This is a genomic window from Lysobacter sp. yr284, assembly GCF_900107375.1.
GTDB lineage: Bacteria > Pseudomonadota > Gammaproteobacteria > Xanthomonadales > Xanthomonadaceae > Lysobacter.
Genome location: NZ_FNPT01000001.1, coordinates 628,302 through 641,836 on the forward strand (window position 1 = coordinate 628,302; position 13,535 = coordinate 641,836).

The window sequence follows — 13,535 nt, forward strand, 5'->3', positions numbered from 1 at the left end:
TCGAAAGTCACTGTGCAAGCGCCGCGCAAGCGCACAGGATGGTCCGCCGTAGCGCCGCGCAAACCGGCGCGCCGGGCGTGCCCGCCGCGTCCGCCCTGGCCCTCCGGAGACCCCCGCAATGCGTCGTAGCCTGCGCCTGCTGTCCCTGTCCGCCTGCGTCGCCGCCGCGCTCGCGGCCGGCTGCACGTCCGAAACCGCCCCGCCCGCCGCCGACGGCGCCGCCGCGCCGGCCGCGGCCCAGCCCGCCGGGGCCGAATGGAACGCCGCCGTCGACGCGTTCTTGCAGGGCTATTTCGAACACAACCCGGTCGCCGCCGCCAACGCCGGCAAGCACGAGTACGACGGCAAGCTGCCCGACTATTCGCCCGAGGCCCTGCAGCGCAACATCGCCTGGCTGCGCCAGCAGCGCGACGCGGTCGCGGCCTTCGGCGACGACCGCCTCGACGCCGGCCAGCGCTTCCAGCGCGACTACGTGCTCAACGTCATCGACGGCCAGTTGTTCTGGCTGCAGGACTCCGGCTTCGCCGCCAAGAATCCCTCGTTCTATCTCGGCGACCTGTCGCCGAGCATGTACCTGACCCGTCCCTACGCGCCGCTGGAACAGCGCATGGCCGCGTTCGCGGCCTACCAGGAGGCGCTGCCCAAGGCCGCCGAACAGATCCGCGGCAACCTCAAGGGCCCGCTGCCGGCGAGCTACATCGACCTGGGCGTGATGGGCTTCGGCGGCATGGCGCAGTTCTTCAAGGACGACGTGCCCCAGGCCTTCGCCCAGGTCCAGGACGAGGCGCTGCAAAAGCGCTTCGCCGCCTCCAACGCCAAGGCGATCGAGGCGATGCAGGGGTTGGCCGACTACCTGACCCAGCAGAAACCGCAGGCCACCCAGGACTTCGCCCTGGGCGCGGACAAGTTCGCGCGCATGCTCAAGGCCACCGAGGGCGTGGACCTGCCGCTGGACCAGCTCAAGGCCGCCGGCGAAGCCGACCTCGCCCGCAACCTGGCCGCGCTCAAGAGCGCCTGCGAGGCCTTCGCCAAGGGCCAGACCCTGCAGGCCTGCGTCGACAAGGCCGGCGCCGACAAGCCGGTCGGCGGCGCGGTCGAGGGCGCGCGCGCGCAGCTCGCCGGGCTGCGCCAGTTCGTGGTCGACAAGGACCTGGTCTCGATCCCCGGCACCGAGCAGGCCAAGGTCGAGGAAGCGCCGCCGTTCAACCGCAGCAACTTCGCCTACATCGAGATTCCCGGGCCGTACGAGAAGAACCTGCCGTCGGTCTACTACATCGCCCCGCCCGATCCGAAGTGGCCCAAGGCCGAGCGCGACGCCTACGTGCCGGGCAAGGCCGACCTGCTGTTCACCTCCGCGCACGAAGTCTGGCCGGGGCATTTCCTGCACTTCCTGCACGCCAACCGCTCGCAGTGGAAGTTCGCCCAGCTGTTCGTCGGCTATGCCTATACCGAGGGCTGGGCGCACTACACCGAAGAGATGATGTTCGACGCCGGCCTCGACGGCGCGACCCCGGAAATCCACATCGGCCAGCTCACCAACGCGCTGCTGCGCGACGTGCGCTACGTGTCGGCGATCGGCCTGCACACCGGCGGCATGACCGTGGCCCAGTCCGAGCAGCTGTTCAAGGACAAGGCGTTCCAGGACCCGGGCAACGCGCGCCAGCAGGCCGCGCGCGGCACCTACGACCCGGGTTATCTCAACTACACCCTGGGCAAGCTGATGATCATGCAGCTGCGCGAGGACTGGACCGCCAGCCGCGGCGGCCGCAGCGCGTGGAAGGCCTTCCACGACCAGTTCCTGAGCTACGGCGGGCCGCCGGTGCCGCTGGTGCGCGGGCAGATGATGGGCGGCAAGGCCGAGACCAAGTTGTGGACGGCGCCTGCCGCGGGTGCGCCGGCGGCTATGCCGGCTGCGGCGCCGGCCGGTGCGCCGGAGGCTGCTGCGCCCGCTGCTGCGCCGGCCGGGGACGCGGCCAAGTAAACACGCGACGGCCCGCGTTCGCGGGCTGCGCAAGGATTCGATTTGGCGAGATCTTTCGCTTGGAACACGGGGCCGTTCGCGGCCCCGATTTTTTGTCTGCGGGCTTGATGTTGGTTGCGGGGGCGGTGGCCGATCGGTGCCGCGTTGCTTTAGCTGGGTGGCTTTAGCTGGGTGGCTTTAGCTGGGTGGCTTTAGCTGGGTGGCTTTAGCTGCGAATCCCTCAACCCGTCGTTCCGGCGAAAGCCGGAATCCATTTTGACTTTGCTGTCGCTCCGGCTTTTGCCGAGGCGGCGAGTGACGACAAGCATCGATCAAGAGCTTCCGTCCGCAAGCGGCCGGGTCACTTTCTTTGTCTTAAGCCACAAAGAAAGTAACCAAAGAAAAGGCCTTAATCTTTTTCGAATCAAAAGCCACCAGGTCCAGCACCGGGCGCGGGGCCGCGCCATAAGGGGCATCCTGCCCCATGGCGCGCGTGCGCATCCATGCGCACGCCCTCCGGGGCTGCGGAACGTGGGCCTCGGGCAAGGTTGCGTCCAAGCCAAGAGCTAAAGCGCAACAACAACGGCAACGGCAGGATCAAGATGGATTCCGGCGTTCGCCGGAACGACGGCCTGTGGAATATTCGCTCTCACACCTCGTCATTCCGGCGAACGCCAGAATCCATTTTGCCGTTGCTTCTGCCGTCGCTACTTCCGTTGCCCTTGGCTTGGACGCAACCTCGCCCGAGGCCCATGTTCCGCAGCCCCGAAGGGCGCGCGCATGGATGCGCGCGTGCGCCATGGGACAGGATGTCCCTTATGGCGCAGCCCCGCGCCCGGTGCTGGACTTAGTGGCTGGTGACTTTAGACCAGCGTTTTTCTTTGGTTACTTTCTTTTGGCGCGCTGCCAAAAGAAAGTAACTCGGCCGCTTGCGGACGAAAGCCCTTGATTGCCGCTTGTCGTCACTCGTTCGTTAACGACGGCTGCGCAGTTGCGTATCCGACTGTAGGAGCGGCGCAAGCCGCGACCGCGACAACACAACTTACGACGAAACTTACGCAATCGCCGCGATGGCGCGGTCGCGGCTCGCGCCGCTCCTACAGCAAGCGCGCCGCAGCAACGTCGGCCCCGCATACGCGCACGCACCAAGAGACAACCAAGGCCCAAGCCCCCGCCCGCAAGCAACCGAACCGCACCCACACCCACACCCGCACCGATGCGACACCGACCCACCGCTCATCCCCAACCCGCCCCCCAACCACATCCCGCCCCCGTTCACCTATCGCCCCATAGTCCCGCCGCCCCAACCCGACTAGACTCGTCCCCGTCCCGGGCCCAGCCGCCCCCGCATCGCAGCGAGACCGCAACAGCATGAAATCCCACGTCGTCGGCGCCCTGATCCTGATCGTCATCGGCACCTTGTTCCTGCTCAACAACCTGGGCTTCACCAACCTCAGCGTCACCAAGCTGCTGGTGACCTGGTGGCCGGCGATCCTGATCGCGGTCGGCCTGGGCCTGCTGTTCAAGCGCAACTGAGCGCCCGCGCGCCCTTATTGCATCGCACCATGTCCGGACGCATCGACTTCAACTGCGATCTCGGCGAAGGCTGCGGCGACGACGCCGCGATCCTGCCCTACGTCAGCTCGGCCAACATCGCCTGCGGCGGCCACGCCGGCGACGAGGCCAGCATGCGCCAGACCCTGCGCCTGTGCCGCGCCCACGGCGTCGCCGCCGGCGCGCATCCGGGCTACGAGGACCGCGAGCACTTCGGCCGCCGCGCGCTGGCGCTGGCGCACGACGAAGTCGTCGCGCTGGTGGCGCGGCAGCTCGCGCGCCTGGCGGCGATCGCCGACGAGGAAGGCGTCGCGCTGACCCACCTCAAGCCGCACGGCGCGCTCTACAACCTCGCCGCCGACGACCGCGGCGTGGCCGAGGCGATCGCCGGCGCGGTCGCGCAGCACGATCCGCGCCTGATCGTGTTCGGCCTGGCCCAGTCCGAACTCACCGACGCCGCACAGCGCCTGGGCCTGCGCGTCGCCCACGAAGTGTTCGCCGAGCGCGGCTACGCGGCCAACGGCCGGCTGCTGCCGCGCGGCCAGCCCGGCGCGGTGATCGAATCGCTCGACCAGGCCATCGCGCAGGTGCGCGAACTGGCCGTGCACGGGCGCGTGCGCGCCGCCGGCGGCGAGACCGTCGCGCTGCGCGCCGACACCCTGTGCCTGCACGGCGACCGCAGCGACGCGGCGCAGTTCGCGCGCGCGGTGCGCGCCGCGCTCGAGGCCGAGGGCGTGAGGGTCGCCGCCCTGTGACGGCGACGACGCGCGAGGCGAAGGATCGCCGCCCGGCTCGCTGCCGGCCCCGCTTCGATCCCCGCTCCGCCCCGCCCTTCCTTCCGCCACGCGAGGACGCTGCCACATGAACTATTGGCCCCTGATCGGCGTCGCCGCGCTCGCGCTCGGCTTCGTGCTGCGGCTCAACCCGGCGCTGGTGGTGGTCGCCGCCGGTTTCATCACCGGGCTGGCGGCGAAGATCTCGCCGCTGGAGGTGCTCGAAGTGCTCGGCAAGGCCTACACCGAGAAACGCTTCCTGCTGCTGTTCCTGCTGACCTTGCCGGTGATCGGCCTGCTCGAGCGCCACGGCCTCAAGGAACACGCGCAACGCTGGGTCGCGCGCCTGCGCGGGGCGACCATGGCGCGGCTGCTGATCGCCTACCTGCTGATGCGCCAGCTGGCCTCGGCGGTCGGCCTGACCAGCCTCGGCGGCCATCCGCAGACGGTGCGCCCGCTGCTGGCGCCGATGGCCGAGGGCGCGGCCCAGGCCAACCACGGCGACCTCGACGAGGACACCCGCCAGCGCATCCGCGCGATGGCCGCCGGCACCGACAACGTCGGCCTGTTCTTCGGCGAGGACATCTTCATCGCCTTCGGCGCGGTGCTGCTGATCCAGAGCTTCTTCACCGAGCACGGCCTGACCCTGGACCCGCTGCACATCGCACTGTGGGGCATCCCGACCGCGATCTGCGCCTTCGTCATCCACTGCATCCGGGTGCTGCGCTTCGAACGCGCGCTGGTGCGGCGGCTGGCGCAGCAGCGCGCGGCCGAAACGGCGGCGCTGGCCGACCAGGCGCGCGACGCATGATCGGCCTGACCTTGGTCTACTGGCTGATGGGCCTGTACTTCGGCGCGCTGGCCTGGCGCGGCGCGCGCGATGCGGCCAACCCGCGGCGCTGGACCACGGCCGCGTTCTGGGGCCTGATCGCGGCGCTGATGTTCCTGGCCGAGCACCTGCCGCACCAGGTGGTCGGCGCCTGCGTGGTCGCGCTGGCGCTGCTGGCCGGCTTCGGCGGCCTCGGCCGCGGCCGCTACGCCGACTCGGACGATGCGGAAAAACACAGCGAATCGCTGCGCCTGGGCAACCGCCTGTTCTGGCCGGCGCTGCTGATCCCGGCGGTGACCCTGATCGTCGCGCTCGGGATCAAGCACGTGCGCATCGGCGCGACGCCGCTGCTGGACGCGGCCAACGTCACCCTGATCGGCCTGGCCCTGGCTTGCATGGTCGCGCTCGCCGCGGCGTGCAAGCTGACCCGGCAGACCCCGTGGAGCGGCGTGGAGCAATCGCGCCGGCTGGTCGACGCGATCGGCTGGGCCGCGCTGCTGCCGCTGCTGCTGGCCACGCTCGGCAGCGTGTTCGAGGCCGGCGGCGTCGGCCAGGCGGTGGCCGGCGTGGTGCGCATGGTGATCCCGGTCGACAACGCCTTCGCCGTGGTCGCGGCGTACGCGCTGGGCATGGCGCTGTTCACCGTGATCATGGGCAACGCCTTCGCCGCGTTCCCGGTGATGACCGGCGGCATCGCCCTGCCGCTGCTGGTCGGCCACCACCACGCCGACGCCGCGCCGCTGGCCGCGATCGGCATGCTCTCGGGCTATTGCGGCACGCTGTTCACGCCGATGGCGGCGAATTTCAACCTGGTGCCGGCGGCGCTGCTGGAACTCAAGGACCCCTACGGCGTGATCCGCGCGCAGTGGCCCACCGGCGCGATCCTGCTGGCCTGCAATGTGCTGCTGATGTACTGGATCGCGCTGCGATGAATACCGACTTCGACCAGGCCCCGGTGCTGCTGACCGGCTTCGCGCCGTTCGGCGGCGAGACCGGCAACCCCAGTTGGGAAGCGGTGCAACGCCTACACGGCGAGCGCATCGGCGGCCGTCTTGTGGTCGCCCATTGCCTGCCGGTGGCCTACGACGGCTGCCTGCCGCAGCTGCGCGAACGCCTGGACGCGCTGCGCCCGGCGCTGGTGCTGTGCATCGGCCAGGCCGGCGGCCGCGCGCAACTGTCGATCGAGCGCATCGCGATCAACGTCGACGACGCGCGCATCCCCGACAACCAGGGCCGCCAGCCCATCGACGAGCCGGTGGTCGCCGGCGGCCCGGCCGCGTACTTCAGTTCGCTGCCGATCAAGGCCCTGCGCGCGGCCCTGCACGAGGCCGGCATTCCCGCCGAGATCTCGCAAAGCGCCGGCACCTACCTGTGCAACCACGTCTTCTACGGGCTGCTGCACGAGCTGCACCTGCGCGGCGACGCGCGGGTTCGGGGCGGCTTCATCCACATCCCGTATTCTCCCGCGCAAGCCGCGCGCCACGCCGGCGCGCCGAGCCTGGACAGCGAACACGTGGTCCGCGCGCTGCGCGTCATGGTCGAGACCGCGCTGGCCACCGAGGTCGACCGCCGGCTGGCCGGCGGCGCCGAACACTGAGCGCCGGCCGGCCTGCCGCAGCGAAACACCGACCGCCGGCGCCCGCGCCGTCGGGCCCCGCGCGGCCGCCCGTCCACCACGCCCACCCCTGACCGCGGCCGCCGCCGGCCGCACCGCCGGAGACCGCCATGCACCGCCCCCTGACCGCCGCCCTGCTCGCCCTCGCCCTCGCCGCGGGCGCCGCCGCGCCCGCCCGCGCCGGGCTGTTCGACAAGAATCCCGACCAGGTCGCGCAGGACGCGGTGGCCAAGGACCTGCGCGCAGTGACGCTGTGGGTCGACGCCACCTGGGGTTTCCGCAACCAGGGCGCGGCCAACGCCCTGAGCCGCGCGCACCAGGCCTTCGTCGGCCGCGGCTACGACGTGGTCAGCGTGGAGCCGTACATCGAGAACGGCGATCTGCAGGGGTTCTTCGTCACTTACCAAAAGCCGCGCGGCTGATCGGGGCGAAGCGGCGGTAGCGGGTTGGCGTCACAACTGCGTTGTCGCGGTCGCGGCTTGCGCCGCTGCCACAGGAAGCCGTTGCGAAGCGAGCCGCGACGGCGGCCGCGACCGCGCAAACGCCACGTCCACGCCCGCCGCGACACGACGCATCGCCGCGCCGCCGGCGCGACAGGCATAAAAAAACGCGCCGGCGCATCGAGCGCCGGCGCGTTTTCATGACGGCTCGTCAGGCTGCGCTCAGCGCGCGACCACCACGCGGGTGCCGGCGATCTGGTCGTGCAGGCAACGGCGGTCCTGGCGGAAGATCATCAGGACGTCGACCAGCGAGATCAGGCCGCCCAGGCACGGAATCAGGCCGATGCCGTTCTGGAACAGATAGCGCTTGCCCATCAGCGTGACCAGGTCGGGCTTGTTGCCGTCCTGGTCGACGATCTTGATCTTCATGACCTTCTTGCCCCAGGTCTGGCCGCTCTGGCTCAGCGGCAGGTACTGGACGGCGAAGAACAGCAGCAGGGCGCCGACGCCCCAGGCGATCTGCAGGCCGTAAGGCTGCTGACCGGTCTGCGCGGCTTGCATCACTGCGTCCATGTAGCCGCCGATGAACATCAGCGGCACCAACAGCACCATCAAGATCACACCGTCGATGATCGCGGCGACCAGGCGGATGCCGCGGTCGGCCAGTTCCTGCTCGCCGCCGTTCGGGGCGATCAGCGGCGACTGCGGGCTCTGGTAAGGGTTTTGCGGGTCCATTCGTCTACTCCTTGGTGGGATGGGTCCGGGCGATTCCCCGTCGCGCCGGCCCAGGTTGAGGCACGGGAAAGATAACAGGGACAGCGCCGGTTCAACGCATCCCAATGCGTTCTTTTTCTTGGCCGCAGCCACGCTCGTGGCGCGCCCGGTGCGCGCTCGGCGGCGATCCGCGCACCGCCGCGGCGCCGGCCGAGGGGGCTAGCGGCCGCGATCGCGGGCCAGAAACGAGCGAGGGCGCGCAACGCGCGCCCTCGCAGTCGGCGACGGCCGAGCCCGGCGGCGAAACCGCGCCGGCCGATGCGGCGCGACGCCGCGCCCACGGACCGGGCGGGCCGGCCGCGGCTCAGGTGCGCGGCAGGGTCACGCCGGTCTGGCCCTGGTACTTGCCGCCGCGGTCGCGGTAGGAGGTGTCGCAGACCTCGTCGGACTGGAAGAACAGCATCTGCGCCACGCCCTCGTTGGCGTAGATGCGCGCCGGCAGCGGCGTGGTGTTGCTGAATTCCAGGGTCACGTGACCCTCCCACTCCGGCTCCAGCGGGGTCACGTTGACGATGATGCCGCAGCGCGCGTAGGTGCTCTTGCCCAGGCACACCACCAGCACGTCGCGCGGGATCCGGAAGTACTCGACCGTGCGCGCCAGCGCGAACGAGTTCGGCGGGATGATGCACACGTCGGATTCCACGTCGACGAAGCTGCCGCTGTCGAAGTGCTTGGGATCGACGATGGTCGAGTTGATGTTGGTGAACACCTTGAACTCGCGCGAGCAGCGCACGTCGTAGCCGTAGCTGGAGGTGCCGTAGCTGACGATGCGCTGGCCGTCGGCGGACTGCTTGACCTGGCCGGGTTCGAACGGCTCGATCATGCCGCCGGGCTGCTCGGACATGCGGCGGATCCAGCGGTCGGACTTGATGCTCATGCGGTGTTCCTTCGGGGGCGCGGCCGGGCCGCGCGATGAACTCGGGGGACGCGGGCGCCGGCGGCGCCCGATCCGGGATTGTACGGGCTGCCGCGGCGGCGCCGGGCCGGGCGGACCGGCGCCGCGCGGTTACAGCAGCGAGGCGGAAATCGACGGCGCCACCCGCGGGCGCCGCGCCAGTTCCGCCGCCAGCCGGCGCGCGGTGCCGCGGTAGGCGCGCGCGGCGGCCGAATCGGGCTGGGCCGCGACCACCGGCACGCCGGCGTCGCCGTGCTCGCGGATCGCGATCTCCAGCGGCAGGCTGCCCAGCAGCGGCACGCCGTACTGCGCGGCCATGCGCGCGCCGCCGCCTTCGCCGAACAGATGCTCGGCGTGGCCGCAGTTCGAGCACACGTGCACGGCCATGTTCTCGATCAGGCCCAGCACCGGCACCTCGACCTTCTCGAACATCCGCAGCGCCTTGCGCGCGTCCAGGGTGGCCACGTCCTGCGGCGTGGTCACGATCACCGCGCCGGCGACCGGGATCTTCTGCGCCAGGGTCAGCTGGATGTCGCCGGTGCCCGGCGGCAGGTCGACGATCAGGTAGTCCAGCTCGCTCCACTGGGTGTCGTTGAGCAAGGTGGTCAGCGCCGAGGTCGCCATCGGCCCGCGCCAGATCATCGGCGTGTCCTGCTCGACCAGCGGGCCGATCGACATCGCCTCGATGCCGTGCGCGCGCAGCGGCTCGATGTGCTTGCCGTCGGGGCTGTCGGGCTTGCCGTGCACGCCGAGCATGGTCGGCACGCTGGGGCCGTAGATGTCGGCGTCGAGCACGCCGACGCGGGCGCCGTCCAGGGCCAGGGCCAGGGCCAGGTTGACCGCGGTGGTCGACTTGCCGACCCCGCCCTTGCCCGAGCCGACCGCGATCAGGTTGCGCACGTTCGGCAGCGGCGACAGCTTGGGCTGGACCGCGTGCGAGACGATCCGCGCGACCAGCTCCAGGCTGGCCAGGGCCAGGCCCTGCGGCGCCAGCGCGGCGGCGATCGACGCTTCCAGCCCAGGACGCAGGCCGTCCAGGGCGAAGCCGGCCTGGATCGACACCGCCACCCGGCCCTCGGCCGCGCCGGCGCGCACGCGCGCGCCGCTGTCGGCCAGGCTCAGGTCGGTATCGGGCAACGGCAGGGCCGCGAGGGTCGCGGCCAACGGGGAATGCAGGTGCTCGCTCATGCCGGCGATCCGGCCGGGCGCGGAAGAAGGTGTGTGCGCATGGGGACTCGTTACAGGGATGCCGCGTCGCGGCCGGCGTACATGTTAAGGCCTGGCCGGGCGGCAGGCGCCGCGGCGCGCGGCGGCGGTGGCCTGCGCGCACCCCGGGAAATACTGAACAAAGCAACTTGAAATTGCATTAAACAAACGGACGCCCTGTTCATGCGTGACGAATACACGCATTGCTTGCCCGGCGCGAATGCAACGCGATCTTGCCCACTCGCCCGAAAGCTGAACAATCAATTCATATAATTCAATCAGTTGAAAAACTGAATTGGGCAAAGGCAACCAACCCGCCATGCCAGAAAGCGAATGTTAGCTGCGTGTTAAGTTCAGTTTCGTAAAGGAACTGTTAAAACCAAGGAAGGCAACCAAAACACGTAGATCGACGCGGCAGCGCCCGCGTTCGCGCATTACTTTCCAGCTAGGGGAAACACCATGGCAGTACCCAATTCGTTCGGCCTGCACCGCAGCAGGCTGACGGCGGCGCTCGTGTCCGCGATCGCCTTCTCCGCCGCCGGCGCCGCCGGCGCCCAGCAGGCCGCGCCGGCCGAAGGCGCCGCCGCCGCGCCGACCGACATCGACGCGGTCACCGTGACCGGCTCGCGCATCAAGCGCATCGGCTTCGTCACGCCCTCGCCGGTGGTCGGCATCAGCGCCGAGGAGATCCGCGCCACCGGCGCGGTCACCATCTCCGACCTGATGACCACCCTGCCGCAGCTGTCGGCGACCTACACCATGGGCAATTCGACCCGCGCCATCGGCACCGCCGGCCTGGGCCTGCTCGACCTGCGCGGCATGGGCGCCTCGCGCACCCTGGTGCTGGTCAACGGCCGCCGCCATGTCGGCGGCGTGTCCGGCTCGACCTCGGTCGACATCAACACCATCCCGGTGGAACTGATCGAGCGCGTGGAAGTGATCACCGGCGGCGCCTCGGCCGTCTACGGCGCCGACGCGGTCGCCGGCGTGGTCAACTTCATCATGAAGAAGAAGTTCGACGGCTACGAACTGCGCGGCCAGACCGGCGACGCCAGCGAAGGCGACTTCAGCCGCTCGTTCTTCAGCTTCACCGGCGGCAACGAGTTCGCCGGCGGCCGCGGCAGCGTGGTGTACTCGGCCGAGTACAGCAAGCAGGACAACTTCGGCCGCGGCGACCGCGCGATCGGCCGCCGCAACCTGATCAGCATGCCGAACCCGGCCTACGACCGCAGCCGTCCGTCCACCCAGGACAATCCGCAGCGCGTGTTCATGGGCCCGGGCGGCAACTCCAGCATCTCCTACGGCGGCACCTTCGACGCCGGCGGCAAGCGCTACCAGTTCGACGACAACGGCAGCTTCCGCCCGACCCGTTACGACGGCCCGCGCGACGGCGCCAACACCTGCGTGAACTGCGACTTCGTCGACCTCAACAACGTCGCCGACCTGCAACCCGCGTTCGACCGCTACAGCGTCAACGCGCTGGTCAACTTCGATATCAACGAGAACCACAAGTTCTTCTTCGAAGGCAAGTACACCCGCACCGAGTCGCAGTTCAACGCCCAGCCGGCGTTCGACCAGCCGCTGCGCATCCGCCGCGACAACGCCTATCTGTCGCCGCAGCTGGCCGCGCTGATGGACGCCAACGGCCTGCGCGATCCCGACAACGCCGCGCAGGCGCTGCAGGTCTCGCGCTTCAACGTCGACGCCGGCCGCCGCGGCGAAGACGTCGAGCGCACCACCCAGCGCTACGTCGCCGGCCTGGAAGGCTTCCTCAACGAGAACTGGAGCTACGAGGTCTCGGCCAATTACGGCCAGACCGAGATCGACCGGCTCAACCTCAACAACCGCATCAACGAGCGCTGGCAGGCCGGCATGGACGCGGTGCGCGACGCCAACGGCAACATCGTCTGCCGCGTCTCGCTCGATCCCAACGCGATCAACCCCAACACCAAGCAGCGCTACCATGAGATCGCGCGCCAGGGCTGCGTGCCGTTCCAGGTGTTCGGCAACGGCGCGGTCGATCCGCGCGCGGCCGACTGGTTCAACTACGACGCCCGCAACCGCACCAAGCTGACCCAAAAGGTGTTCAGCGCCTCGGTCGCCAACAGCGCGCTGTTCGAGCTGCCGGCCGGCGGCGTCGGCTTCGCCGGCGGCGTGGAGTGGCGCAAGGAGAGCAGCCAGGAGATCACCGATCCGCTGGCCGCGCAGGGCCTGACCTTCCTCAACGCGATTCCGAGCCGCAAGGGCGAATACACGGTCAAGGAAGTCTTCGCCGAAACCACCATCCCGCTGCTGGCCGACCTGCCGGGCATCCAGCGCCTGAGCATGGACGTGGCCGGCCGCTACTCCGACTACAGCACCGTCGGCGAGACCAAGACCTGGAACGTCGGCCTGGACTGGGCGGTCAACGACTCCTTCCGCGTCCGCGCCAGCCTGGCCCAGGCGGTGCGCGCGCCGAACATCGGCGAGCTGTTCAACCCGGCGACGCAGAACTTCGCCACCATCTGGGACCCCTGCGACGTCCGCCCGGGCCGCCGCAACTCGGTCAACACCGCCGCCGATCCGGCGCTGCGCGCGCGCAACTGCGCCGCGCTCGGCCTGCCGGCCGACTTCAACGACAACTACGGCGGCCGCTTCCCCGGCACCAGCGGCGGCAATCCGGACCTGAAGGTGGAGACGGCGCGTTCGTTCTCCTACGGCTTCGTCTGGCAGCCCGAGTTCTTCGAAGGCTTCGGCCTGTCGGTGGACTACTGGCGGGTCAACCTCAAGGACGCGATCGACGCGGTCAGCGCCGAAGCCCTGGCGACGCGCTGCGTGGATTCGCCCGGCGGCATCGGCAACAAGTTCTGCGGCATGATCCAGCGCGCGCCGGCCGGCGGCCTGGTCGACGGCCAGGGCCGTGCGTTCCCGGCCGGCTCGATCTCCAACTGGATCGCGCTGACCGAGAACGTGGCGCGCTCGCGCCGCGCCGGCGTCGACGTGGAAGCCGACTACCGCTTCCAGGCCCTCGGCGGCCAGGCCGCGCTGCGCTTCGTCGGCACCCGCCTGATCACCTCGCGCGAATGGTCGTTCCAGGACTTCCCCAACGACTACCGGGAATACCTGAACTACGTCGCCGACCCGCGCTGGCGCGCCTCGCTCAACGCCAGCTACAAGCGCGGCGACTGGCGCGCGAGCTGGGACCTGCGCTACATCCACACCAACCTGCGGGTGGAGCCGTGGAGCTACGCGTCCAACCCGGGCCAGGTGAGCCCGATCCGCAACGGCTCGTACACCTACCACAACCTGCAGGTCGGCTATAAGGTCCCGGGCACCGGGCTGGACCTGTACGTCGGCGCCGACAACGTGTTCGACAAGGACCCGCCGCTGGGCTACTTCGGCGAGACCGAGGACAACTCGAACTACGACAACATCGGCCGCTACCTCTACCTCGGGGCCAGCTACAAGTTCTGACCGCCCGGTCGGGACCGTTCCACCGTTGCAGCGAAA

At 69.8% G+C, this 13,535-nt stretch carries 11 protein-coding genes; 8 read left to right on the plus strand and 3 right to left on the minus strand.

What is annotated here, in order from left to right; all coding sequences use genetic code 11:
• Positions 1-118 precede the first annotated feature (118 nt).
• The 7 genes from BLV01_RS02575 (at position 119) to BLV01_RS02605 (ending at position 7,153) form a co-directional block, all read left to right on the plus strand.
• A complete protein-coding gene (locus tag BLV01_RS02575; RefSeq protein WP_091793746.1) occupies positions 119-1,981 on the plus strand; it encodes a DUF885 domain-containing protein in 1,863 nt (620 codons plus the stop codon).
• Positions 1,982-3,331: 1,350 nt separating this feature from the next.
• Complete coding sequence (locus tag BLV01_RS26050) at positions 3,332-3,496, plus strand: LiaI-LiaF-like domain-containing protein (protein ID WP_091793749.1); 165 nt, start codon at positions 3,332-3,334, stop codon at positions 3,494-3,496.
• Between the two features lie 29 nt (positions 3,497-3,525).
• On the plus strand, positions 3,526-4,269 hold the full coding sequence (locus BLV01_RS02585) for a LamB/YcsF family protein (protein WP_091793751.1): 744 nt from the start codon (positions 3,526-3,528) through the stop codon (positions 4,267-4,269).
• A gap of 106 nt (positions 4,270-4,375) precedes the next feature.
• Positions 4,376-5,098, plus strand: a complete 723-nt coding sequence (locus BLV01_RS02590; RefSeq protein WP_091793753.1) for a DUF969 domain-containing protein — start codon at positions 4,376-4,378, stop codon at positions 5,096-5,098.
• Positions 5,095-6,048 (plus strand): DUF979 domain-containing protein, encoded by a 954-nt coding sequence (locus BLV01_RS02595; RefSeq protein WP_091793754.1) that lies wholly within the window; start codon positions 5,095-5,097, stop codon positions 6,046-6,048. Before BLV01_RS02590 ends, BLV01_RS02595 begins: the two co-directional genes overlap by 4 nt.
• Positions 6,045-6,713 carry a pyroglutamyl-peptidase I gene (gene pcp, locus BLV01_RS02600; RefSeq protein WP_091793756.1) on the plus strand — a complete coding sequence of 223 codons (669 nt, stop codon included), beginning with the start codon at positions 6,045-6,047 and terminating at the stop codon, positions 6,711-6,713. The genes BLV01_RS02595 and pcp overlap by 4 nt, the downstream gene beginning before the upstream one ends.
• 128 nt (positions 6,714-6,841) lie before the next feature.
• The gene (locus tag BLV01_RS02605) at positions 6,842-7,153 is read left to right on the plus strand and encodes a hypothetical protein (RefSeq protein WP_091793758.1); all 312 of its coding nucleotides are present in this window, start codon (positions 6,842-6,844) and stop codon (positions 7,151-7,153) included.
• Between the two features lie 240 nt (positions 7,154-7,393).
• On the opposite strand, the gene BLV01_RS02610 is transcribed toward BLV01_RS02605, so the two are convergent.
• The 3 genes from BLV01_RS02610 to apbC form a co-directional block, all read right to left on the minus strand.
• On the minus strand, positions 7,394-7,906 hold the full coding sequence (locus tag BLV01_RS02610; protein WP_091793760.1) for an RDD family protein: 513 nt from the start codon (positions 7,904-7,906) through the stop codon (positions 7,394-7,396).
• A 343-nt stretch (positions 7,907-8,249) separates the two neighbouring features.
• Positions 8,250-8,822 (minus strand): dCTP deaminase, encoded by a 573-nt coding sequence (gene dcd, locus BLV01_RS02615; RefSeq protein ID WP_057948085.1) that lies wholly within the window; start codon positions 8,820-8,822, stop codon positions 8,250-8,252.
• A gap of 129 nt (positions 8,823-8,951) precedes the next feature.
• Entirely contained in the window at positions 8,952-10,028 is a 1,077-nt protein-coding gene (apbC, locus tag BLV01_RS02620) for an iron-sulfur cluster carrier protein ApbC (protein WP_091793762.1), read from the minus strand.
• A gap of 477 nt (positions 10,029-10,505) precedes the next feature.
• Between apbC and BLV01_RS02625 the strand changes: the two genes are divergently transcribed.
• Entirely contained in the window at positions 10,506-13,499 is a 2,994-nt protein-coding gene (locus BLV01_RS02625) for a TonB-dependent receptor plug domain-containing protein (RefSeq protein ID WP_091793764.1), read from the plus strand.
• Positions 13,500-13,535: the final 36 nt, after the last annotated feature.